This is a genomic window from Desulforamulus ruminis DSM 2154 (assembly GCF_000215085.1).
GTDB classification, from domain to species: Bacteria; Bacillota; Desulfotomaculia; order Desulfotomaculales; family Desulfotomaculaceae; genus Desulfotomaculum; species Desulfotomaculum ruminis.
Window position 1 is genome coordinate 771041 of sequence record NC_015589.1, and the last position, 22310, is coordinate 793350.

The following is a 22310-nucleotide window of genomic DNA, read 5'->3' on the forward strand; positions in this document are numbered from 1 at the left end:
TATGAGGAGCCCGCTGCCTTAAAAGTAACGAAAAAATAACAATGAGTCTATTAGGGACCTTTCAGAAGTTCGCCGAGCTTTTGAAAGGTCTCTTTCTGTTGGCATTTTTCCATTGGAGAACCAACAAAAAGACCGGGTTTAGAATAATTTATGGATGGCAGGTACTTTTAAAAGCCTTGAACAAAGGAACTTGCAGGAACACGCTCAGGTTTTCTATATTCTGTTATAATATTCCTTATAAGGTAGAATAATTTTAGGGAATGCCTTGGTAAAGGGTCTAAAATAAAAACGGGGGCGGTAAAAATGACCATTTATAATAATATTTTAGAAACCATTGGCGGCACTCCGCTGGTGCGGGTAAACCGGTTGGCTGCGGGGACGGCGGCCGAGGTGCTGGCCAAAGTGGAATTTTTTAATCCCGGGGGAAGTGTCAAGGACCGTATCGGTTACGCTATGATTATGGATGCGCTGGAAAGGGGCGTTATTGACAAGGACAGCGTTCTGGTGGAGCCCACCAGCGGCAATACCGGGGTGGGGCTGGCTCTTACCTGCGCGGCTCTGGGGCTGCGATTAATTTTAACCATGCCGGAGACCATGAGCCAAGAGCGGCGCAGCCTGCTGCAGGCCTACGGGGCGGAGCTGATTCTTACTCCCGGCCGGGAAGGGATGAATGGGGCCATTGCCAGAGCGGAAGAACTGGTAAAAAGTACACCTGGAGCCCTCATGCTGCAGCAGTTTGCCAACCCCGCCAATCCCCGGGCCCATGTGCGGAACACCGCCGTTGAAATCTGGGAGCATACCGGCGGCAAGGTGGATATCTTTGTGGCTGGTGTTGGCACAGGGGGAACCATCACCGGAGTGTCCACCTATATCAAAGAAAGAAAACCTTCCTTTCAGGCCATCGCGGTGGAACCGGCAGAATCCCCGGTCCTTTCCGGAGGACAGCCGGGCAGTCATCCCATTCAGGGGATTGGAGCGGGTTTTGTACCGAAGGTTTTAAACCTCGCGATGATTGATGAAATTTTTCAGGTTAACGGTGAAAAAGCCATGGAAACGGCCAGAAGAGTGGCCCGGGAGGAAGGAATGTTAGTGGGAATTTCCGGAGGGGCGGCCATGTATGCTGCTTTGGAAGTGGCCCGCCGCCCGGAGAATGCCGGGAAAACGGTGGTGGTGCTGTTACCGGATACCGGCGAACGGTACTTGTCCACCCCTTTGTTTAAAGCGGAGCCGGCTCAATAGGAAGGAGGGTAGGGCGGAGCAGTGCAGCGGCGGTCCCGGACATACACGCTGCCAATTTTGGATTTAGCGTACTTTTTGAGCTGAGCGGCCGTTTCCGCCAAACCTTCGGCGGAACAGTGGCTGGCGCACTCTACAATAGCCAGGGAAACCGACACAAAGGGGAACCAGGTTTCCTGTCCCTGCCGGTCCCTGCCGTAAAATCCCCCGATGACCCTGTCTTCGGCGGAATAAAGACTTTTCACCAGCCGGTCAAAATACCGAATGTATTGCTGGCAAAGGTTATCGGCTTTATCCTTATGGGTTAATATCACAAAATCATCGCCTCCAATGTGCCCTATAAAATCCGTGGCTGAGCCAAATTTCCGGACTACACTGGTCAGCAGCCTGGCCGCCAGCAGCAGCAGGCGGTCTCCGTTTTCGAAGCCGTAACGGTCATTATAGGACTTGAAATGATCCAAGTCCATATAGATGCAGACAAACGGGGAGTTTTCCGTAAGACGGTTATTTAATTCTCCTTCTATGGTCAAGTTTCCAGGCAGGCCGGTCAAAGGGTTGGCTCCCTTGGCCACCTCCATCCGGATCTTGGTCATGGTATCCAGCAGGGTTTGCACCGAAACCACTCCGTAAAGGCTGGTGTCCCTGGTAATCACAATATCATCATAAAGCTTGAGCTTGTCCCGGCTCATGGATTGTTGGGAGGCATGCTCAATGGGTACGGAGATGTCCACCACCAGGGGGTCCGGGTCCATGATGGTGGATACCGGCCGCTCAAAATAAAGAGCCACACCGTATTGGGTGCCCAGGTAACGGTCCAGATGATGCCGCATAATGAGGCCAACAGGCCGTTCTCCTTGGGTGATGACCACGCCGCTGATAAGTTGGTTGGCATCCAATATTTTTTTCAACTGCCGCACAGGCGTATGGGCGTTTACCTGTACGGCAGGTTCACTGATATCACCGATGGGGAAGGCTTTTTGCCAGACCCCCGTGGGATTGCGGGAGGCCAGAGAGAGGATTTTCGCTAATGCCTCGGCACGAACCTCCGGCTTGGGAAAAGACGGGCGGGCCAGATAGTACCCCTGGCCGTAGTGCACACCCAGAGTGCGCAAGGTAGTCAACTCCTGATCGGTTTCAATGCCCTCAGCAATAATGTAGCAGCCAATTTTTTGGGCAAAGGTGACAAAGGTTTCCAGCAAGGCCTGCTTTACCCGGTTGCTATGGATATTCCGCACCAGGGAGGAATCAATTTTAATGTATTCGGGCTTTACCTCGGCGATGGCCTGCAGGCTGGAAAACCCGGCGCCGGCATCGTCCACGGCAATGCGGTAGCCCTGGTTCCGGTAATGGGACAGGGTTTTGTTAAACTGGCTAAAGTCATGGATGCCCTGCCGCTCGGTAATTTCAAAAACAATATTGGTGGCACTCAGGAAACGGTCCTTTAAAAATTTCCTGGTTTCCCCCTTGGCGAATTGCGTGTCATTGACGGTCTGAGGGTGGATGTTGAGAAAAAGCCGCTGCTCCTTTTCCATCTTGCCGAAGTTTATTATAGACAACTCCCGGCAAATTTTTTCCAGTGGAAATAATAATCCCACTTCTTCAGCAAAGTTAAAGATAACCATTGGAGTTTCAAAATAGCTGCCCCGGGGTCCCCGGGTCAAGGCTTCCCAGCCTAATATCTCACCGGTTTGCAAAGAAGCAATAGGCTGGTACACAATGAGAAAATCCCTCTTTTCTAAAAGCCCTTCAAACTCCTCTCTCAAATGCAGTGTTTGTTGATTCAGGGCGCCTTTCGCCACCTTTTGGGCATCCCGCAAAGCCGTATACAGGGCGTATTCGGCTTTCTTGGCGCGGCTCTTGGCTATGGTGGCATAGCCCACATGAAGTTTCACGGTGCTGCCGGTAAGTTTAAAAAGCTCGGCTTTTAAGCTTTCCTCCAAGGCCAGACGCAGGGCGGTGGACATTTTGGTCAAATGCTCGGGGGAAGTGGTTTTATAACGGCACAGGACCAGAAAATCATCCCCCCATAGGTTTTCCACCACCAAATCTCCCAAACAATCCATGAATTGAGAGGCCCGCTGGCGCAGGGCGGCACGGAGGACATGCAGCACCCGGTTGGCCAGGGCATCGCCGTGCAACTGTGCCACTTGCTGAAAATTTACCACATCCACATAAAGAAGAAGGACCGAAGGGCCCTGAACCATCATCTTCTGGAGCTTTTCCATTAGATTAGAGCCTTTGAGCAAATGAACCAGCAGAGAATTGCTTCCCATCATCATCAGAGAGGCCCGGATGCTGCCGAGGAGATTTACCAGCTTCAAAGAATGAACCTCCTGCCATAAGTTGGTTATTTCATTTTACGGCAGTACCGTTATGTTCCTGTTAATATCCGGTTAATGGCGGGTAAATGTTTCTGTTTTTTTCCTTTAACGGTCAATATCCATGCCGAACGGTAGATTTGGCGATCCAAGCGGTAATTTTTCAGATTTAAATGAGCCGGGCCTTTTCCTTAGCCGTTTAGTGGTCCAGCCATCAGAAAAAAAGGGGATTCCTTCAATTAACGGAAAAAACATTACCCCCGGGCTCTTTCTTCGATAAGATAAAATCAAATAAATCGGCTTGGGGGTTTTGGTTATGGCTGTTGAAAAAGTTCATGAGTGTGCTCAGGAGGAGCAAGTTTATCATCCCTCTTTATCCTTTTCCGCCCGGGCCAATGTCCGGGATGCCCGGATTTATGACTGGGCCGGCATGGATTATCAAAGCTTCTGGGCTTCAGAAGCGGAAAAACTGCACTGGATCAAGCCCTGGGAAAAGGTGCTGGAGTGGCAGAGTCCCTTTGCCCAGTGGTTCGTCGGAGGCAAGCTGAATGCTTGTTATAATTGTGTGGACCGCCACTTGGACGGCTGGCGTAAAAATAAAGCGGCCATTATCTTTGAAGGTGAACCGGGCGATCAGATGGTTTTAACTTATCAGGATCTGTACCGGGAAGTAACTAAATTTGCCAATGTACTGCGGGGCATGGGAATCCAAAAGGGCGATACGGTCAGTATTTACATGCCCATGATTCCCCAGGCGGTGATTGCCATGCTGGCCTGCGCCCGTATCGGCGTGCCTCACAGTCTGGTATTTGGAGGCTTTTCTTCCGAAGCCTTGCGGGACCGGATTAATGACGCGGCCTCCAAGGTTGTCGTTACAACCGATGCCTGCTGGCGCCGGGGCAAGGCTATTCCTTTGAAGCAGAGCGTGGATGTGGCTTTACAAAGCTGCTCCAGCGTAGAGAAGGTTGTGGTGGTTCAGCGAACCGGCATGGAAGTTGCCATGGAACCGGGCCGAGATCTCTGGTACCATGAATTGATGGAGAGCGCACGGGCAGGCTGTGAGCCCGAAGTGATGGATGCCGAAGATATTCTTTTTATTCTCTACACCAGCGGCACCACCGGAAAACCCAAAGGCATTGTGCATACAACCGGGGGTTACTTAACCGGAGTTTCTTCCACCCACCGCAATATTTTTGACCTTAAGGAAGAAGACGTATATTGGTGCACGGCGGATATCGGCTGGATTACCGGACACAGCTACATTGTTTACGGACCTCTGGCCAACGGCAGTACCGTTTTGATGTTTGAAGGGGCACCGGACTACCCTGAGAAGGATCGTTTCTGGGAAATCATAGAAAAGTACCAGGTCAGCATTTTTTACACGGCTCCCACGGCCATCCGTATGTTCATGAAGTGGGGAGAGCAGTGGCCCGCCGGCAGAGATTTATCCTCTCTGCGTTTACTGGGTTCGGTGGGCGAGCCCATTAACCCCGAGGCCTGGTCCTGGTATCATAGAAATATCGGCAGAGAAAATTGTCCCATTGTGGATACCTGGTGGCAGACGGAGACCGGTAGTGTGATGGTTGCTCCCCTGCCGGGCTTAACTCCCACCAAAGCCGGATCCGCCACCCTGCCTTTGCCCGGCGTATTCGTGGATGTAGTGGATGAATCAGGCAACCCGGTGGGAGCCGGCGGCAACGGCTATCTGGTGATCAAGCAGCCCTGGCCCTCCATGCTGCGGACCATTTACAAGGATCCCCAGCGTTATGTGGATACCTACTGGTCCCATTTCGACGGTATGTATTTTACCGGCGACGGCGCTCGCCGGGATGAAGACGGCTATATTTGGGTGCTGGGGCGGGTGGATGATGTAATTAATGTTTCCGGTCACAGAATCGGTACGGCCGAAGTGGAAAGTGCCCTGGTTGAACATCCCACGGTGGCTGAAGCGGCTGTTATCGGGCGCTACCATGAATTAAAGGGTCAGGCGGTTTCCGCCTTTGTTACCCTGAGGGAAGGAATTGCCTGGTCTCCTGAACTGGAAAGGGATTTAAAGACCCACGTGGCCAAAAAGATTGGCGGCCTGGCCAGGCCGGAGGAAATTGTCTGTGCCTGGGAATTGCCGAAAACCCGCAGCGGTAAAATTATGCGGCGCTTACTCAGGGATATTGCCGAGGGCAGGGTGCTGGGCGACACTTCAACCTTAGCGGACCCTTCGGTGGTTAGCCAATTGATGAAACAAAAAACCCTGTAATTTTTTCATCAAAACTTGACAAGCAACCTCCAGAATTTTTCTGGAGGTTTTTCCTTATCATTTTCCGCCACAGGTATACAAGACCAGACGGTCTTTTTTTGAAGGAACTATGTACTTAGGTGTAGAAATAAAAAGCATGGAAATATTACGATTATTAAGTCAATGGCTAAATAAAAAATTAAATTTCCGAACGCCGGAAGCGCAAACTGTGCTTCGTTTAGCCGTAGTGCAGATCGTGGTCGGCGTCGGGGTGGGTCTCTGGCGTCCGGCCATTTGGACGGAGGTGCTGGTCCTTTGCGGGCTTAGTTTTCTGGCGGCGGTTGTGGTCATGGGCTATCGTCCCCTGCGGCGGGTACTGACGGTAAGAATTGACGAGAAATCCGTGGCTCCCACCCTGCAAATTGCCAATGAAACGCTGCCCTTTCTGCGCCGGGGCTTAAACGAAGAAACCGCCCGTCAAACGGCGGAGATCATTCAAAAGATCAGTGATGTAGCAGCGGTAGCCATTACCGACCGGGAGAAAGTACTGGTCTTTTTAGGCCCCGGCTGTGAGAATCACCCGGTGGGAGGGTCCATTGTAACCCGGGCCACCCATGAGGTGATTGCCACCGGTGAATTAAAGGTGGTTCAAAATAAAAGCGAATTTAATTGTCCTGTCAAGGATTGCATCTGCCCTTTGGAAGCCGCGGTGATTGCCCCCTTGACCTGCAAAGGAAAAGTGGTGGGGACGGTAAAGCTTTACCAAACCCATAAGGGTCAAATTCCGGGCAGTGTGGTGAAACTGGCGGTGGGCGTGGCCCAACTGCTGGGTGTGCAAATGGAGCTGGCGGAATTGGACCGTCAGGCCCAACTGGTCACCCGGGCGGAATTGGATGCCCTGCAGGCTCAAATTAACCCTCACTTTTTATTTAACACCCTGAACACCATCAGCATGTTTATCCGCACCAACCCGGAGACGGCCCGGCGTTTGCTGATCCGTTTGGCTGCTTTTTTCCGGCATTCCTTAAAAAGATACGGCCGCTTTATCACCCTGGAAGAAGAAATGGAATACATTCATACCTACCTGGTGTTGGAAAAGGCGCGTTTCCGGGAGAAGCTTCGCATTTTAAGAAATATTGATAAATCCCTCCTGCAATACCGTATTCCCGTGTTAACGGTACAGCCTCTGGTGGAAAACGCCATTCGTCACGGCATTACCCCCAAAGAAGGGCAGGGCACGGTACAAATATCCGCCCAGCTTCGGGGGGATGAAATTGAAATTGCCATTACCGACGATGGGGTGGGCATTCCCCCGGAGATCATGCCCAAAATATTTACTCCTGGTTTTGGTTCGGGCAGTGGAGTAGGGTTGTCCAATGTTCATGAAAGATTAAAAATCCTGTTTGGCGAGGAGCATGGTTTAAACATTGAAAGTGAACCGGGCAACGGTACCGCTGTCTGGCTTCGGGTGCCCCTTGTACTGGAAGACTTTGAGTAGGGAGGGTTTGTCGTGTTATTAAAAGCCCTGATTGTGGATGACGAATACCCTGCCCGGCAGGAGCTGCGCTTTATGCTGGGGCGGTTTGACAATATTGAAATTGTTGGGGAAGCCACCAGTGCCAATGAGGCGCTGGCTCTCATCAGGGCGCTTGACTATCAGGTATTGTTTTTAGATATTAATCTGCCCGGAATGAATGGCCTGGAGTTAGGGGCGGTGATCCAGGAATTGCCCAAGCCTCCCTTTGTCATCTTTGTTTCGGCTTATGACGAACATGCCCTAAAAGCCTTTGATGTGAATGCAGTGGATTACATCTTAAAACCCATTGATGAGAAAAGATTGAAAAGGGCCATCGACCGGGTTATCAAGGCCCATCAGGAACGGGACGCCTCGGTAGCTTCGGGCGGCAGTGCAGTGCCCGGAACTTCCAAAGGTTTGCCGGGAACTACGGATGAAATTAAGATCAACCGGATTCCCGCAGAAAAACTGGGCAAAACCATTTTAGTGGATATTGAGGAAATCTTTTATGCTTTTACCGAACAGGATTACGTTTATATTAAAACCTTTGCCGATAAACTGTTTACCCGCTTTACCCTGAAAGAGCTGGATGTCCGGCTGGGGGGAGGCATGTTTTTCCGAACCCATCGCTGTTACATTGTCAACCTGCAAAAGGTAAAAGAAATAGTCCCCTTCTTTAACGGTACTTATAATCTTGTTTTGGAAGATAAAGAACGCAGCGAAGTCCCAGTGAGCCGGGCCCAGGCAAAAAAACTGAGAAAGATTTTAGGCTTTTAGCACAAAGTCTGCCCAGCCGATGGGTGGACTTTTTGATGTAAAAATCCAAGTCAGCTTAATTTCCGGGGGTGTATGCGATGAAAGGGATTGGTACGGACATTATCGAAATAGAGAGAATCGAGCTGGCTATCAGCCGCTCAGGACAACAATTTTTAGACCGGGTTTTTACCCCTGCGGAACAAGAATACTGCGGGGGCAAGATTTACTGCCTGGCCGGTCGATTTGCTGCCAAAGAGGCCATATTAAAGGCCCTGGGTACCGGTCTGAGGGGTCTGCGCTGGACCAACATCGAAGTTTTGCCCAATTACCAGGGTAAACCCGAGGTTCGGCTTTCCGGAGGAGCCCTGGAAATGGCCGAGGCCATGGAAATTAGCAAAATCCTGGTTAGCATATCCCACGACCGGGGACGGGCAGTGGCCTTTGCGGTGGCCGTGGGGGAGGAGGGGTAATGGAGTGCGAGTAGTGACTGCTGCGGAGATGAAAAAAATAGATCAACTGGCTGTGGAACAATATGGCATTCCCGGGATTATTTTAATGGAGAATGCAGGTCTTCGGGCGGTGGAAGTCATTGAAAGCCTGGCAGGACCGATCCAGGGCAAAACCTTTACCATTTTGGTGGGCAAAGGGAATAACGGCGGCGACGGGTTGGTGGTAGCCAGACATCTCCATAATAAAGGGGCCCGAGTTAAGCTATTGCTGGCCGTGAAGCCCGATGACCTGCAGGGGGATGCCCGGATCAATTTAAACATCTGGCAGAAAATGTCCCAGCCGGTGTTCCAGATAAACCAAACCAACGGCATTAATGTATTGAAGATGGCCCTGCTGAATACCCACATGGTTGTGGACGCTCTCTTTGGCACCGGTTTCCGCGGCCGGGTTAATGACAAATTGGGCCAGGTGATGAATATGGTCAATGCCAGCCCGGCCCCGGTTATCTCTATTGATATTCCTTCGGGCCTGGAAGCGGACACCGGACGCAGTCACGGTCCCTGTATCCGGGCGGCACACACGGTGACCTTTGGTCTGCCCAAGGTAGGGCTGGTGCTGGAGCCGGGGGCAACCTATGCCGGAACCCTGCATATCGTAGATATTTCCCTGCCCAAAGTGCTTACCGAGAGTTCGGAGATTTACCGGCAGCTTCTGACTGCCGAGGGTGTTGCCGCCTGGTTTGCTCCCCGGAAACCCGACAGTCACAAGGGCATCTACGGCCGGGTTTTGGTTGTGGCCGGTTGCAGGGGCATGGTAGGTGCAGCCCGTTTGGCCTCCATGGGCGCTCTCCGGGCCGGGGCCGGCCTGGTGACGCTGGCTTTGCCCGGCAGCCTGCAGCCCGTTGCCGCTTCACAGATGGACGAAGTCATGACCCTGGGCCTGCCGGAGACCGGGGAAGGCTCACTGGCAGGCGCCGCCCTGGACCTCATTTTAGAACGCTGTCAGCAAGCGGATGCCCTTGTGTTGGGTCCGGGGATCGGCACGGAGCCTGAAACCCGGCAATGGGTGCAGGAACTGCTGCCCCAATTAGCCCTTCCTTCCGTCATTGACGCGGATGGCCTAAACGCCCTGGCAGGTGCAGCGGAATTATGGAAACAAGCAAAGGCTCCCATGATTATCACCCCGCACCCCGGCGAACTGAGCCGCCTTCTGAATACTCCTGTGCAGGAAATTCAAAAGGACCGCATCGAGACCGCCAGAGACGCAGCGCACCAATGGAAGCTGGTGACAGTGCTGAAGGGTGCCGGCACGGTGATCGCCACTCCGGACGGGGATGTTTATATTAACCCCACCGGCAACCCCGGAATGGCCACCGGAGGCAGCGGAGACATCCTGGCCGGCATGACCGCCAGCCTGCTGGCCCAGGGCTTCCAGCCCGAACGAGCCGCCGCTGCGGCAGTCTACCTGCACGGATTGGCCGGCGACCTGGCTGCCCGTGAACTGGGGCAGGCCGGTATGATTGCCGGGGATATACTTAGATATGTGCCCGCTGCTTTTAAAAGCATGGAGGAAGGTATATAGAGTCAGAGAAAACGCCTGCCTGTCTATAAGGCAGGTTTTTATTTCTTTAAGGTGTAGAACGGCAGTAATAGGGATAGGTAAAGCTGCTTTTTTTGTCGAAACCTAGAAGAATTTTGTTAAAGGAAGAGGAAAAAGCAAGATGAATTAATACTATATTTCCTGCTTTTGGAGGGACAATATTATGTATTTAACCTCGGAGACTGTTTTAGAAGACTTGTTAAACTACGTTAAGGATCAAGGATTTGTTTTTTCAACGGAAGCACTAAAAATTTTTTCAAAGGTTGAACATTTATGCCGGAGCTATAATGTTTGTCCGTTTTCTCAGGAATATCTTTTGATTTTGCTTGAAGAGGTTCCGTTATTTCAACAAATTATTAGAAAATATGGCGGGCAGCCTGATTTAGCCTTATCTGAGCTATATAAAAATCTCCAAGGTAGGGATGAATCTGATGGAGGTTTTGATTACGACTCATCAGATTTATATTCTAATTTATTAAAAAGGGAGCTGATAACCCGTTCGCGTATTTTGGATTTGACTCTCGACAATGTTAAAAGAAATAATCGAAAGCAAATTTATGATACCGATATAATTGAAGCTCTTTTAAATATTCACGACGAATACTCTCCTGTTTGGAATAATGGAGATTATCGGGAAAGACGGCTTCATACCTCCTTTAACACATTGGCTCATATTACCGGTTTTTATTGTGACTACTTATGGGTAAGATTTGAGGATATACGCAGGGAATTAAATGAAATTGATATTTATGACTTGGCTATATCTTTTGCTGGAGAGGATAGGGAAGTAGCAAAATCAATAGCCCACTTGGTAACGAAACAAGGGTTAAGAACGTTTTATGATGAATATGAAAAAGGAGATTTATGGGGTAAAGATTTATTTACACACCTTACCGAAGTTTATTCAAAAAAGGCAAGGTTTTGTCTAATGATTGTATCTGAGTTCTATGCTCGTAAAAAGTGGACAACGGTTGAAAGAAAAGCTGCCCAAGCGAAAGCTTTTCAGGAAGATATAGAATACATACTTCCCCTAAGGCTTGACGATACAGAAATACCCGGGTTGCTGCCTACAATAGGATATATTGACTTAAGGCAGTCTTCCATTGAGGAGGTAGCTGTGTTGCTGAAAAGGAAACTGATTGCAGACCAATGCATCGAGAAATAGGCCTGGGCGAACCTAAGAACAGGCAGACCCAGGGAATAATTAAGATCTACCTTTCTTTCTAAATTTAATGAAATTGTTTTTAGGAAAAACTCCAGCCTGGAAGCAGGGGTTTTTCTTGAGATTTTAGAAATAATCAGATATAGGACTTTTGTTAAACAAATTTTCTTTGTGGATAGAGTTAGAAAAAATTGATTAAATGATTGACTAAACGGATGAAGGGAGTTTTAGCATGCCTAGAAAAGCCTTTAGTGCAGCAGGAGCAGTGGCGGTAGGTCCCTATTCCCATGCTGTGGAATCCGGCGAGCTGATTTTTTTCTCCGGTCAGACCCCTATGGATTCTAAAACAGGGAAACTGGTGGAGGGTGACATAACGGCGCAAACGGAGCAATGTTTTAAAAATTTGTTTGCCGTGCTGCATGCCGCCGAATTAACTCCCGATGACATTGTTAAGGTAAACATCTTTTTAACCGATATGAACGATTTTTCTGCCATGAACACAGTGTATGCCAAGCAATTCTCCTCTCCCTATCCTGCCCGGACCACCATCGGTGTTGCCTCCCTGCCCTTGGGCGCCCGGGTGGAAATCGAAATGATTGCACGGAAGGGGTAAAAAGATTCCAGTTACAAGGACAATTCCTTCCAGAAAGGGTTGGTTTATATGCTTAGAATTGCTTTAATTGCCCATGATGCCAAGAAGCAACAGATGATTGATTTGGTGGCCCGGGAAAAGGAGATATTTTGCCGGTGTGAGTTGGTAGCTACCGGAACAACCGGAGAACTGATTCGGAGCCGCGTAGGAATACAAATTTCAACGGTTTTATCAGGGCCTTTAGGCGGCGACCAGCAAATCGGCAGTCGTATTGCATGCCAAACCCTGGATATGGTGATTTTTTTCCGTGATCCATTGACGGCTCAGCCCCATGAGCCGGATGTTTCGGCCCTCTTGCGCTTATGTGACGTACATAATATTCCGGTGGCTACCAATTGGAGCAGCGCTGAAATATTGCTGGAGCATGTTAAGCGGAGGCTGGGCTATTGAAACAAATTCATTGATGAACAGGGATAAAGCAGAAAAGTTAATTCGTTATGCTTTGAAATAAACAGAGAAACCAAGACTCTTTATGAACGGCAGAAAACAAAAGGATCTGGTTAAAAACACCTGATTAACGTCAGGTGTTTTCGTTTTAACGGGCTTAGAGATCATGGCAATAAGTACCTCATGCTTTTTGGCAATAAATTCCCCCTTTCTTATCACCCTATAGCGCATTATAGTAAAGGAGGACAAAAATAAAGGGAATCATAAAAGTTTAGATAAGGTAAATTGCATGGGCTTTTCTTGCCGAGGAAATGTGCAGTATAAAGTAGGGGTGGATAAAGGTTGAAAAGAATACTGGTTGTAGATGATGAGCCGGCGATTCGGGATTTGGTGCAGATGGTTTTAAGCCGGGAGGGTTACCAGGTAATGACCGCTTCAGACGGACAAAGCGCTTTAGTGGCAGCAGATGCCGTTAAACCGGATTTAATTGTGCTGGACCTGATGCTGCCGGATATTAGCGGCCACGAGGTATGCAGGAAAATTACCGAGCAATACCAAACACCGGTGATCATGCTCACTGCAAAAAATGATGTGGTGGATAAGGTATTAGGTTTGGAATTTGGCGCCGATGATTACATTACCAAACCCTTTGATGCCCGGGAACTCCTTGCCAGAGTCAAGGCGCTGCTGCGGCGCTTGGATAAGCGGCAGGGGCCCCAAGAAACCATTGTTTATAAAGATTTGCTTATAAATTTAATGAATAAAACCGTAACCAAGAGCCAGCAGTCCCTTTCTCTGACACCCAAAGAATTTCAGCTTTTAGAAGTGCTGGCGGCGCACCCTCGGCGGATTTTCAGCAGAGATGAACTGATGACGCTGGCCTGGGGTTACGATTATACCGGTGACAGCAGAGCCGTAGATATTCATATTACCCGTTTACGCAAAAAAATTGAGGACAATACCAGCCAACCTCAATACATTATTACGGTTTACGGATTTGGTTATCGTTTCGGAGGGGTGTAAATTGAAACTAAGCACCCGCTTAATGCTCTATTATTTAACCGCCACCTTACTTTCCCTGGCCCTGGTGGGCTTTGCCATTTTAAAAGCCATTGAGCATTACGGCATGGAGACGGTGGAGGAACAATTAAAAACACAAAGTGATTCTGCTTCCGTTTATGTGGCTCAAAGTCTCTTATTGGAAAAACTGGGCCCTCAGGAATTGGCTGCAATAGCTCCCCGGCTAACCGGCAACTTGAGTGCCGGCAGCCGTGAGATTCGCATTTATGATGAACAGGTGCAACTGTTAAGTGCGGCGGTGGATGGGGTGCAGCAGACCGTCCAGGTTGAAAAACCTTTTACCGATACTCTGACTGCCGCCCTTAAGGGCAACTATGCCTACGGTATTCACAATAATGACGTCTATTTTGCCTCGCCCATTGAGTTACAGGGGGCTGTCATTGGTGTGCTGGAATTTGTATATCCTTTACATTTTTTGAATCAAATCCTTACAGCCACCCAAAAGGTTCTCTATGCCGGCGCCGTTGTTTTTGGCATCCTAATTACCATTTTAAGCATTTATATCGCACGGAAGGTAGTCAAACCCATTAAGCAACTGGTGGAAGTAACCCAGCGTTTTGCCCGGCGGGATTTTACACCGGTTCATTTACCGAGAAATGATGAAATTGGGCAGCTTAGCCGGAGCTTCAGTGAGATGGGAAGCCAGTTGCAGGATTATATCCAAAGACAGCGGCAGTTTGTGGCCAATGTGTCCCATGAGCTGCGCACGCCTCTTACCGCCATTAAGGGCTATTCGGAATATCTGATTGATGAGGTAAAGGGCAGAGCCGATCTGGAAAAGGCGGTTTACCATTTAAACAATGAATCTACCCGACTGGCCAAACTGGTAAATGAGCTTCTGTTTTTATCCCGTGTGGATGCCCGGCGGGAGCCCTTTTACTTTAGCCGGGTAGACTTTTCCTTACTGATGCGGGAGACGCTGGAGAAATTGCAGATCAGAACCTTAAAATATGAAGTGAGACTGCAGGCCAATTTGCAGCCAAACCTTTATATTTGGGCTGATGAAGAGAAAATAACCCAGGCGGTTATGAATTTACTGGATAACGCCATAAAATACTCTCCTCCCCAGGGAAGCGTGGAGATAGAATGGTATTTGGAAGGAACCCGGGGGATATTGGCAATCATGGACCGGGGCATGGGGATACCCGCAGAAGATTTACATAAAATCTTTGAACGTTTTTACCGGTCGTCTAATACCAAGGCCATTGGCGGAACGGGTTTGGGATTAGCCATTACCCGGGAGATTATAACCGCCCATAAGGGGTCCTTGGATATAACCAACCGCCCTGGGGGCGGAACCGTGGTTAAAATCACCCTTCCTGCGGTCTAAAATGTTACAGTTTTGAAACATAATTGCAGTATGGTTGAAATAACCGTTTGCTAGGATTAGGATATAGCAGGTGCCCCCAATAAATGGCTTTAGGAGGAATTTTCCATTGAAACGGTTATTCGTTTTCATGCTGGGATCACTGTTAATCTTGGCTATCTCCGGCTGTGGTACAATGAAGGAGAAGGATCAGGAGGTAAAGGTTCTGCCAAAGGAGCCTAAGCAGGAATTGTCTGTGGCCGGTATTGAAAAGCTGCATGAAGGTTATGCCCAGGATGTTTCCCCAGATGGAGAAATTCTCCTGTTTAACTGGGACGAGGGCATACCGGACCAGGAACCCTATGATGAAATGTCTTCACCGAGGACCCTGCACACGTTGAAATTATCCGACCGGTCCGTGGCCAAGATGGGCAATTCCGAAATCCATCAGGGCAATGCCAAATACTCTCCGGATACTAAAAATATCGCTTTTTTAGAGAATATCGAGACCTTTACCCAAACCTATATCATGGAAAACAAAGCGGGTGCTGCTAAAAAGTTAATCCATAAATCCGATGATATAGCGGTTTCTGTGGCCTGGTCCCCGGATGGCAAACAGTTTGCCGTTCCTTATTTCCTGGCCAACGACGCCAAAATTATTTTATACGATGCCCAGGGTAAAGAAATAAAAACAGTGGCACAAAGTAAAGGAACGAAAATAAACCCGTATTTTTTCGATAACCATACCTTGTTATACGCTTCCCTGAATCCAACCGGCCCGGTAACCATCATGGCGCTGGACTTAAATAATGAGTCTGACCCTAAGGAAATTGTAAAGGGTACAAACTTTGCAGTATCTCCCAACAAAAGAAGCATCGCTTACCTTTCTGTTAACCAGGACCGCAGCCGGTGGAGTATAAAGGTAGATGCTTTTAACAGTGATTTTAAAATTGGCTCTACGCTGTCCGAAATCAGCGTCAAAGATGGGACGGCTCAAATGGTCTGGTCCCCGGACAGCCGGTATTTGGTTTATTCTAACGGGACGGATCTATGGGTTTTAAATCCGGAAACCGGAGATAAAAAGCAGGTAGTTTCGAATATGTCCAGCATTTTAAATATACTTTGGGCCGGCAACCAGGACATTATTTTTAGCGGTATCGCCAAAGAAATGGCAGAAAAGGATAACCATAAGATAGAGATGTATCGTATTAAATTAAGCTAGCATTTTTTAAAATTTATTAGTGGGTAAATAGGAGGTTTAAATGTTTTTTAAAAAGATTATTTTACCGATTTTTTTCATTGCGGTCCTTTTAGCAACAAGCGGTTGTTCCGGTTCAACGGACGGTAAAGCGGAGCAAAAGGATCAGGAGAAAGAGCAGGCAAGAGTGGAAAGTGTTTTAAAAGAATTTCATTCCCTGACGGCAGAAGGTGGAACAATAAAACAACAAATTCAATTTATTGACGATAATATAAAAACGTTGCCGCAGGAAGCGGCTTCAGAGATGATTTTGTCTTTGGAGAAAAACCTGATGGATTACCAGCCGGTGCTGGAAGAAAAGTATTGGCAGGAGGAGGTTCAGTCAGGATTGTTTGAAGCTTTTACCACAGGAATTGACATAAACAAGGGGGATCTTATGAAAGACCCCGCCCTAAAGGATCTCTTAAATGAAACCCGGGCAAGCGGGTTTAAGATTGAAACCGCGGAAGGAACCTTTTTCCCCATTATAAATTATGAAATGTTTAAACAGTATACGCCCCGGCTAACCCCGGACATTCAAGAATACCTGAACATTATGGCTGAAGAATCCAATCAGGCTCCGGCAAAGGATGCCGCCCTGGTTATTGGCTGGGAAGAAGTCCTGCAAAGGGCTTTAAAGCAAGAAAAATTTATCGCTGATTATAAAGAATCGAAAAAAGTGAATGACATTAAACAGCTCTATAAAAAGTATATGACTTTTACTTATTATGGAGCAAACAATACCCCTCTCTTTGATTATGATACAAACACCTTGAATTCTAAGGCCAAGTCGGTTTACCTTAATGCTGTAAAAAATAACGGCAGCAGTGTCTTTCTAAACAATCTGAGTGTTTTCTTAGATATCGCCAAAAAGAATGATTATAAACTTACCGGTGAAGTTGAAAAATACAGGGAGAATATTTTGAAGGACCTGGGTGAATAGTGACAGGAGGAGGGAAATCCCGTGATAACCGGCGATCAGGTAAAAAGAGTGATGCTTACTTCAATTCTTCTGTGTTCGTTATTTTTAGGAGGTTGCAGTGAAAAGCCCGGCAGCCCCGAGCAGCCAAAAACGCCTGAAACCTCTGCTAAAACCGAAGAGACAGCCAAGGATTCAGCCCCCCATAACACAGAGGTTAAGGATGACGCCCAAGTAGCCCTGTTAAATAAGATCATGCAATTGGCCCGGCAGGGGAAGGTGATCAATTGTGAGTTTACGGCCAACACAACGGTCATTGAAACGGTAACGGGGCAATGGGGAGAGCCGGACACCATGGATTACGTGCCCCAAGCCAAGGGTACCTACGCTACTTATACAAAGCACCATGTTGTTTTCGGGTTTAACAAAGGCTCGCAAATATTTGATGTCCGGTCCTATGACCTGGAAATAAAGAAGCTTACCCTGGCGGAGGTAAAGAAAACCCTTGGCACCCCGGAAATGAGCCGCACGTACCAGGGGCAGGATATCATCGGATACCGGGCGGGAACGGATTATAAGCTGCTGTTTATTTTTCCCCAGGCAACCCCAGAAGAAGCAAATCCTTATGTAGATCATGTGAATGTATTTTATCCCCGGGGTACTGTCAATTGGATGGCCGATGATCCCGGCCGGGAGTGGTAAGGGACAAGATATTAGTAGAAAAGACAGCCCTGCCAATGTTGATTGGTAAGGGCTGTTTAATCAATTTCTATTCTCTTTCTATTCATTGATTCCTTTCCTTCACTTTTAGCCATACATCCTTGGTCAGAAAGCTTTCTTCCACATGGTTTTCCATTTCCAGGAACATTTTATAAGGAACGCTGAAGGAGAGAATGTCTTTTTCCACATGTTTGCGGGCAGAAACGTCTGTAAGACCAATAACTCCCCGGGGATGATCCAGGGTTCCTTCATGGAGAGGGATGATCCCGATGCTGTGACAGCCCGCACACCAGGGAATGGTGACATTGTCGCCGCCGTGTCTGGCGTAATTGGCCAGCGCCACCAGGGCTGAGATTTGGTCCGGGGTGGCCAGGAAAACCACCACTTCAGGCTTTTCAGCGGGGGAAAGTTCCTCTAAGGGCTTAAACACAACATATTCAGTGGGAACATCGTAATAGGGGAGATTATCCGCAAAGGATTTGGCGAACTCGGGAGTTTTTTATAGGCCTCGCCATGGATGAGGGCGGGCATGTTTCTTACGATGTTCTTACCCATTTCACTGTCGCAGAATTCCTTGTTTCCCTTGGAGAGAAAATACTCAATGCCCCCGGGGAACTTGGTATAAGTATTGCCAAAACCCAGGCCGGAACCGCCGCCGATGCAGCCGTAGGTCTTACGGTCAAAAACTGCGGTACGTCCTTTGGCTGCAGCGCCCAGCATGGCGATGACACAACCCCAGCGTCCTTCCTTAAACTGGAGCGCTCCTTCGGGTTTTTCATTGGTGAATACAATGGCTACGGGAGTATACCTCAGATTAACAGCTTCCGCGATCCTGCTTTGCATTTAATTCACCCCTTATTTTTTTTAATAAAGTCAAAAACGTTTCTCTTTCTTCTGCGGATAAATTCAAAGTGAGTTCCTTGTTAGCCTCCAAGGACAGCAGGGAGAGCACCTGTTCAAGTTTTCTACCGTCCTCCGTCAGGTGAATCATAAACACCCGCCTGTCCTCCAGATGCTGTCGCCGGTTGACCAGCCCTTGGTTTTCCAGGCGGTCAATGATACCGCTGATAGTGGTGCGGTCCATTTCCATGGTTGTTCCCAGTTGGATTTGAGACTGTCCGTCTTTTTTCCATAGAAAGGCCAAGGTTGCAAACTGAGGAGGGGTTAGATTGTGGGGTAAAAGTTTTTCCCGGAAAATTTGTAACCCTTTCTGATGGCACTTGGCAAGAAGAAATCCTGCGCTTTTCTCAATATCAAAGTCAATACCTTCTTTATCCTTCAAAAAATGGGTAAGCCTCCTTTCTTAGTTTGCAATTATTATATCACAATAATTGTTTGCATACTGACTATATTTCTTAAAAAAATTTATAATAATCTAGTGTTTTAAAACCTAATACCATTAGGGTAATAAAAAAAGCCGGGAAAACCCGGCTGGTGGGCCATGAGGGACTCGAACCCGCAACCTGACGATTAAGAGTCGCCTGCTCTACCAGTTGAGCTAATGACCCATAGATCCGAAAGAAAGGGATTAAATCAATGCCACCAGCTAGTGGAAGCAACCTTTTTCCTTTCGCCTTTTTATTTTACCATAACTATATATCATATAACAAATAATTTTTTGTTATAGTTTTAGTTGCAAAGAATTTATGCTCAAAGGACTGTTAGAAGAACGTCCATCAGGCGTATCACCATACCAAAGATGTTTAAGCTATGATAATATCTCTTGCCATTTAGGGCGGTAAACTGCTATTCTAAAGTTGTTGCTTAAATTGATAAAGCCGGGAAAACTAAAAAAGCGGATAATATTGACAAGCTGTGGAATGACTTTAACTGGGGTGAAAGACTTTGGCGGAACGAGTGATAGGAAAAGTAGGCGATCCCGTTTTACGTAAAAAATGTAAGCCGGTGACTGAAATAACACCCAATATCCTGCAATTGCTGGATGATATGGCGGATACCTTGGCCGCAGCATCGAATGGCGCAGCATTGGCCGCTCCCCAGGTGGGAATTTTAAGGAGAATGGTTGTTATCGATAGTGGAGAAGGGTTCATTGAATTAATTAACCCCGAAATAATTGAAAAATCAAAAGAGCAAATTGGACCGGAGGGATGTTTGTCCCTGCCGGGTATTTGGGGTAGAGTTAAAAGAGCCAAATATGTCAAGGTGAAGGCCGTTAACCGGGACGGAGAGGAATTTATCATTGAAGGCAGGGGCTTTATGGCCAGGTGTTTACAGCATGAAATTGATCATCTGGACGGGACCTTATTTATCGATTATGTGGCTCCGGGGCAGCTTTTCCAGGAACACACGGATGAGCCGGTGGATGTTTATCGTTTGCTAAAAGCCTCTAGAGAAAACCAAGATTGAGCGACTCCCGATGATCGGTGAAGAGATAAATAACTGCAGCAAATATCTTATCGGGTAGATAAAGTATTTAGGCTGCTTTTTTATTATCGTGCAAAATGGATCCCTTTGTTTTTACACATAATAAATCAACGGATTGCCTTCCCGGAGAAGGGCTATAAAAAGTACAAGCTGGTTAAGTGAAAAATTCTACTTTATGGAGAAAACATATGGCAGATAAAATAGAGAGTATTTATCAAACAAGGAAAGCGGACTTTGAGGACCAACTGGCCCATGAAAAGAAAAAGGACAACACCCTTGTTTTATTTCGTGGTTTAATCGGGTTAATCATCGTTGCTATTTTGGTTTTTGGTTATTTTTATCAATTATCTTATTATCTTTTTTATCCTGTTCCGCTGATTTTACTATTTCTTATCTTGGTGGTGAAGCATCAGGGAATCAGAAATAAAATAACTTACTTGATCAAAATGATCCAAATTAATGAGGCTGCCTTGCTGCGTCTTTCCGATCAATGGACCACGTTTATAGACACAGGGGAAAAATTTACCGATCCGGATCACCGCTACTCCCAGGATCTAAATATCTTCGGCCGGGGGTCGTTATATCAAAAAGTGAACGCGGCCACTTCTTTATTAGGCAAAGAAAGTCTGGCAAAATTATTGAGCAAAGAATCATCCCTGCAGGAAATCGCTCTGCGTCAACCGGCCGTCCAGGAGCTGGGGCGTAAACTGGATTGGCGTCAGCATTTTCAGGCCATCGGTATGGGCAATGAAGGCCAGGATTTTGATCCAATTCCTTTATTTAAGTGGGCTGAGGAAGAGGCCATCTTAATCAATAAAAAAACCACTTCTTTTATCTGGCTGCTGCCGCTGCTCACCCTGACTTTATTTATTTTAGCGGGAACCCGACAGGTATCGGTCTATGTTGCCATCCTACCGTTAATTGCTCAAATTCTCATTGTAGTGTATTGTGAGAAATTTATTCCCCAGGTGTTTAGAAGGACGCAAAGTGCCGTGTCCCATCTGGAGCGATATTCTTCTTTGTTGAGCCATATTGAGCGGGAAAACTTTCAATCCCCCCTACTGCTGGATTTAAAGGACAAGTTGTTAACTCAACAGCAGGCTTCCCGGCAGATCCAGGCCCTGGCTAAAATTGCCGACCGGATTAATCTTCGCTATTCACCCTTTGTCTACTTATTGATCAATATAACCACCTTGTGGGATTTATCTACCCTGAGGAAGCTGGAACAATGGAAACAGCAGGCCGGACCGTCTTTAAAGGGCTGGTTTCAGGTCGTTGGGGAACTGGAGGCTTTGGCCAGCCTGGCTATTTTGGCTCATGATCATCCGGAGTGGGTTTATCCGGTGGTTACCGAAGGCAAGCCCAGCTTTGCGGCAACAGACCTGGGCCACCCGTTAATCAGCAAGAACTCCCGGGTTCATAACGATGTTTCCTTAGCCATTCCCGGCACCATCTTTGTAATCACCGGATCAAACATGTCGGGCAAAAGCACCCTGTTAAGAACCATTGGTATTAATTTAGTGCTTGCTTATGCCGGAGCTCCCGTGTGTGCTAAAAATATGAAATGTTCTTTGATGAAAATTTACACCAGCATGCAGGTACACGATAATCTTGAGCAAAAAACTTCTACCTTTTATGCGGAATTGAAGCGGGTTAAAATGGTCATTGATTCCGCCAAGGACAAAAAACCGATGATTTTTTTGCTGGATGAAATTTTTAAAGGAACCAACTCCAAGGATCGCATCTTTGGGGCTAAAACCGTAATTAAAAACTTGTCTAGACTGTCGACCATTGGTCTGGTGACCACCCATGATTTAGAACTGGGCACATTGGCGGATGAAGATCCTGAATTCATTAAAAACTATCATTTCACAGATAAAATTGTGAATGGCCAAATCACCTTTGACTATTGTTTAAAACCGGGTATTTCTCAAAACACCAATGCCATTGCTTTAATGAAGCTCATTGGTATTGAGGTCTGAAACAGACAAATAACAGCGAACAACCGCCTAGAAGAAACAGAACACCGATTTAACGGATAATAAGGATTCTTACGGATTTAATTGATTAAAAATCCGTAAGAATCCGTGAAATCTGTAAAATCCGTGTTCTATTGTTTTTAGAAATAAGGCCTCGAAAAGTCTGTGTTTGCACAGTCCTTTTTATTTTTTATATTGTTTTTGTTTCCTTTATCCTTTTGATAGAAATGGTTGATGGATTAATAATATATTAGAAAGATATGCCAATAATGCATTTAAATACATATTAATATTATATTAATAAATAACTTGCTAACGAAATATTGTGTTATAATAACTATGGTTCGGGTTTCTGTTAATTAGAAGTTTTTGAGT

At 47.2% G+C, this 22310-nt stretch carries 18 protein-coding genes, 1 tRNA gene and 1 pseudogene; 16 read left to right on the forward strand and 4 right to left on the reverse strand.

Annotated elements, in window-relative coordinates:
* Positions 1 to 303: 303 nt before the first annotated feature.
* Positions 304 to 1239: a cysteine synthase A gene (cysK, locus tag DESRU_RS03870; RefSeq protein WP_013840816.1), complete on the forward strand. Its 936-nt coding sequence runs from the start codon at positions 304 to 306 to the stop codon at positions 1237 to 1239.
* Here cysK and DESRU_RS03875 read toward each other — a convergent pair.
* Positions 1233 to 3557: a GGDEF domain-containing protein gene (locus tag DESRU_RS03875; RefSeq protein ID WP_013840817.1), complete on the reverse strand. Its 2325-nt coding sequence runs from the start codon at positions 3555 to 3557 to the stop codon at positions 1233 to 1235. The genes cysK and DESRU_RS03875 overlap by 7 nt on opposite strands.
* Positions 3558 to 3870: 313 nt before the next feature.
* Here DESRU_RS03875 and acs point away from each other — a divergent pair, with 313 nt between their 5' ends.
* The 13 genes from acs (at position 3871) to DESRU_RS03940 (ending at position 17553) form a co-directional block, all read left to right on the forward strand.
* The gene (acs, locus tag DESRU_RS03880) at positions 3871 to 5808 is read left to right on the forward strand and encodes an acetate--CoA ligase (RefSeq protein ID WP_013840818.1); all 1938 of its coding nucleotides are present in this window, start codon (positions 3871 to 3873) and stop codon (positions 5806 to 5808) included.
* A gap of 109 nt (positions 5809 to 5917) precedes the next feature.
* A complete protein-coding gene (locus DESRU_RS03885; protein ID WP_013840819.1) occupies positions 5918 to 7285 on the forward strand; it encodes a histidine kinase in 1368 nt (455 codons plus the stop codon).
* 12 nt (positions 7286 to 7297) lie between these two features.
* The gene (locus DESRU_RS03890; protein WP_013840820.1) at positions 7298 to 8080 is read left to right on the forward strand and encodes a LytR/AlgR family response regulator transcription factor; all 783 of its coding nucleotides are present in this window, start codon (positions 7298 to 7300) and stop codon (positions 8078 to 8080) included.
* A 77-nt stretch (positions 8081 to 8157) separates the two neighbouring features.
* Positions 8158 to 8529: a holo-ACP synthase gene (gene acpS, locus DESRU_RS03895; RefSeq protein WP_013840821.1), complete on the forward strand. Its 372-nt coding sequence runs from the start codon at positions 8158 to 8160 to the stop codon at positions 8527 to 8529.
* A 4-nt stretch (positions 8530 to 8533) separates the two neighbouring features.
* Entirely contained in the window at positions 8534 to 10090 is a 1557-nt protein-coding gene (locus tag DESRU_RS03900) for a bifunctional ADP-dependent NAD(P)H-hydrate dehydratase/NAD(P)H-hydrate epimerase (RefSeq protein ID WP_013840822.1), read from the forward strand.
* Positions 10091 to 10271: 181 nt separating this feature from the next.
* Complete coding sequence (locus tag DESRU_RS19730; protein ID WP_013840823.1) at positions 10272 to 11273, forward strand: toll/interleukin-1 receptor domain-containing protein; 1002 nt, start codon at positions 10272 to 10274, stop codon at positions 11271 to 11273.
* A gap of 229 nt (positions 11274 to 11502) precedes the next feature.
* Positions 11503 to 11883 carry a RidA family protein gene (locus tag DESRU_RS03910; RefSeq protein ID WP_013840824.1) on the forward strand — a complete coding sequence of 127 codons (381 nt, stop codon included), beginning with the start codon at positions 11503 to 11505 and terminating at the stop codon, positions 11881 to 11883.
* Between the two features lie 48 nt (positions 11884 to 11931).
* Entirely contained in the window at positions 11932 to 12312 is a 381-nt protein-coding gene (locus DESRU_RS03915) for a methylglyoxal synthase (protein WP_013840825.1), read from the forward strand.
* A gap of 339 nt (positions 12313 to 12651) precedes the next feature.
* Complete coding sequence (locus DESRU_RS03920) at positions 12652 to 13332, forward strand: response regulator transcription factor (RefSeq protein ID WP_013840826.1); 681 nt, start codon at positions 12652 to 12654, stop codon at positions 13330 to 13332.
* A gap of 1 nt (position 13333) precedes the next feature.
* Entirely contained in the window at positions 13334 to 14719 is a 1386-nt protein-coding gene (locus tag DESRU_RS03925) for a sensor histidine kinase (protein ID WP_013840827.1), read from the forward strand.
* A gap of 106 nt (positions 14720 to 14825) precedes the next feature.
* Positions 14826 to 15917: a TolB family protein gene (locus DESRU_RS03930; protein ID WP_013840828.1), complete on the forward strand. Its 1092-nt coding sequence runs from the start codon at positions 14826 to 14828 to the stop codon at positions 15915 to 15917.
* Between the two features lie 40 nt (positions 15918 to 15957).
* On the forward strand, positions 15958 to 16875 hold the full coding sequence (locus tag DESRU_RS19735; protein ID WP_013840829.1) for a hypothetical protein: 918 nt from the start codon (positions 15958 to 15960) through the stop codon (positions 16873 to 16875).
* Between the two features lie 21 nt (positions 16876 to 16896).
* Positions 16897 to 17553 carry a YjgB family protein gene (locus DESRU_RS03940; protein WP_013840830.1) on the forward strand — a complete coding sequence of 219 codons (657 nt, stop codon included), beginning with the start codon at positions 16897 to 16899 and terminating at the stop codon, positions 17551 to 17553.
* 82 nt (positions 17554 to 17635) lie between these two features.
* Here the strand turns inward: DESRU_RS03940 and DESRU_RS03945 are convergent.
* The 3 genes and pseudogenes from DESRU_RS03945 to DESRU_RS03955 form a co-directional block, all read right to left on the reverse strand.
* A pseudogene (locus DESRU_RS03945) lies at positions 17636 to 18414 on the reverse strand (DUF169 domain-containing protein).
* The gene (locus DESRU_RS03950) at positions 18386 to 18853 is read right to left on the reverse strand and encodes a MarR family winged helix-turn-helix transcriptional regulator (RefSeq protein ID WP_013840831.1); all 468 of its coding nucleotides are present in this window, start codon (positions 18851 to 18853) and stop codon (positions 18386 to 18388) included. The pseudogene DESRU_RS03945 and the gene DESRU_RS03950 overlap by 29 nt, the downstream one beginning before the upstream one ends.
* Before the next feature lie 150 nt (positions 18854 to 19003).
* A tRNA-Lys gene (locus tag DESRU_RS03955) sits at positions 19004 to 19079 on the reverse strand.
* A gap of 337 nt (positions 19080 to 19416) precedes the next feature.
* Here DESRU_RS03955 and def point away from each other — a divergent pair.
* Positions 19417 to 19938, forward strand: coding sequence for a peptide deformylase (gene def / locus DESRU_RS03960; RefSeq protein ID WP_041275287.1), 522 nt, complete (start codon positions 19417 to 19419; stop codon positions 19936 to 19938).
* A gap of 206 nt (positions 19939 to 20144) precedes the next feature.
* Complete coding sequence (locus DESRU_RS03965) at positions 20145 to 21938, forward strand: MutS family DNA mismatch repair protein (protein ID WP_013840833.1); 1794 nt, start codon at positions 20145 to 20147, stop codon at positions 21936 to 21938.
* Positions 21939 to 22310 lie beyond the last annotated feature (372 nt).

What these genes read in the sequence shown, in the direction of transcription:
- DESRU_RS03885 (WP_013840819.1), top strand. Translation starts at nt 5,918, where the DNA reads ATGTACTTAGGTGTAGAAATAAAAAGCATGGAAATATTACGATTATTA.
- cysK (WP_013840816.1), top strand. Translation starts at nt 304, where the DNA reads ATGACCATTTATAATAATATTTTAGAAACCATTGGCGGCACTCCGCTG.
- DESRU_RS03915 (WP_013840825.1), top strand. Translation starts at nt 11,932, where the DNA reads ATGCTTAGAATTGCTTTAATTGCCCATGATGCCAAGAAGCAACAGATG.
- DESRU_RS19730 (WP_013840823.1), top strand. Translation starts at nt 10,272, where the DNA reads ATGTATTTAACCTCGGAGACTGTTTTAGAAGACTTGTTAAACTACGTT.
- DESRU_RS03910 (WP_013840824.1), top strand. Translation starts at nt 11,503, where the DNA reads ATGCCTAGAAAAGCCTTTAGTGCAGCAGGAGCAGTGGCGGTAGGTCCC.
- DESRU_RS19735 (WP_013840829.1), top strand. Translation starts at nt 15,958, where the DNA reads ATGTTTTTTAAAAAGATTATTTTACCGATTTTTTTCATTGCGGTCCTT.
- acpS (WP_013840821.1), top strand. Translation starts at nt 8,158, where the DNA reads ATGAAAGGGATTGGTACGGACATTATCGAAATAGAGAGAATCGAGCTG.
- acs (WP_013840818.1), top strand. Translation starts at nt 3,871, where the DNA reads ATGGCTGTTGAAAAAGTTCATGAGTGTGCTCAGGAGGAGCAAGTTTAT.
- DESRU_RS03965 (WP_013840833.1), top strand. Translation starts at nt 20,145, where the DNA reads ATGGCAGATAAAATAGAGAGTATTTATCAAACAAGGAAAGCGGACTTT.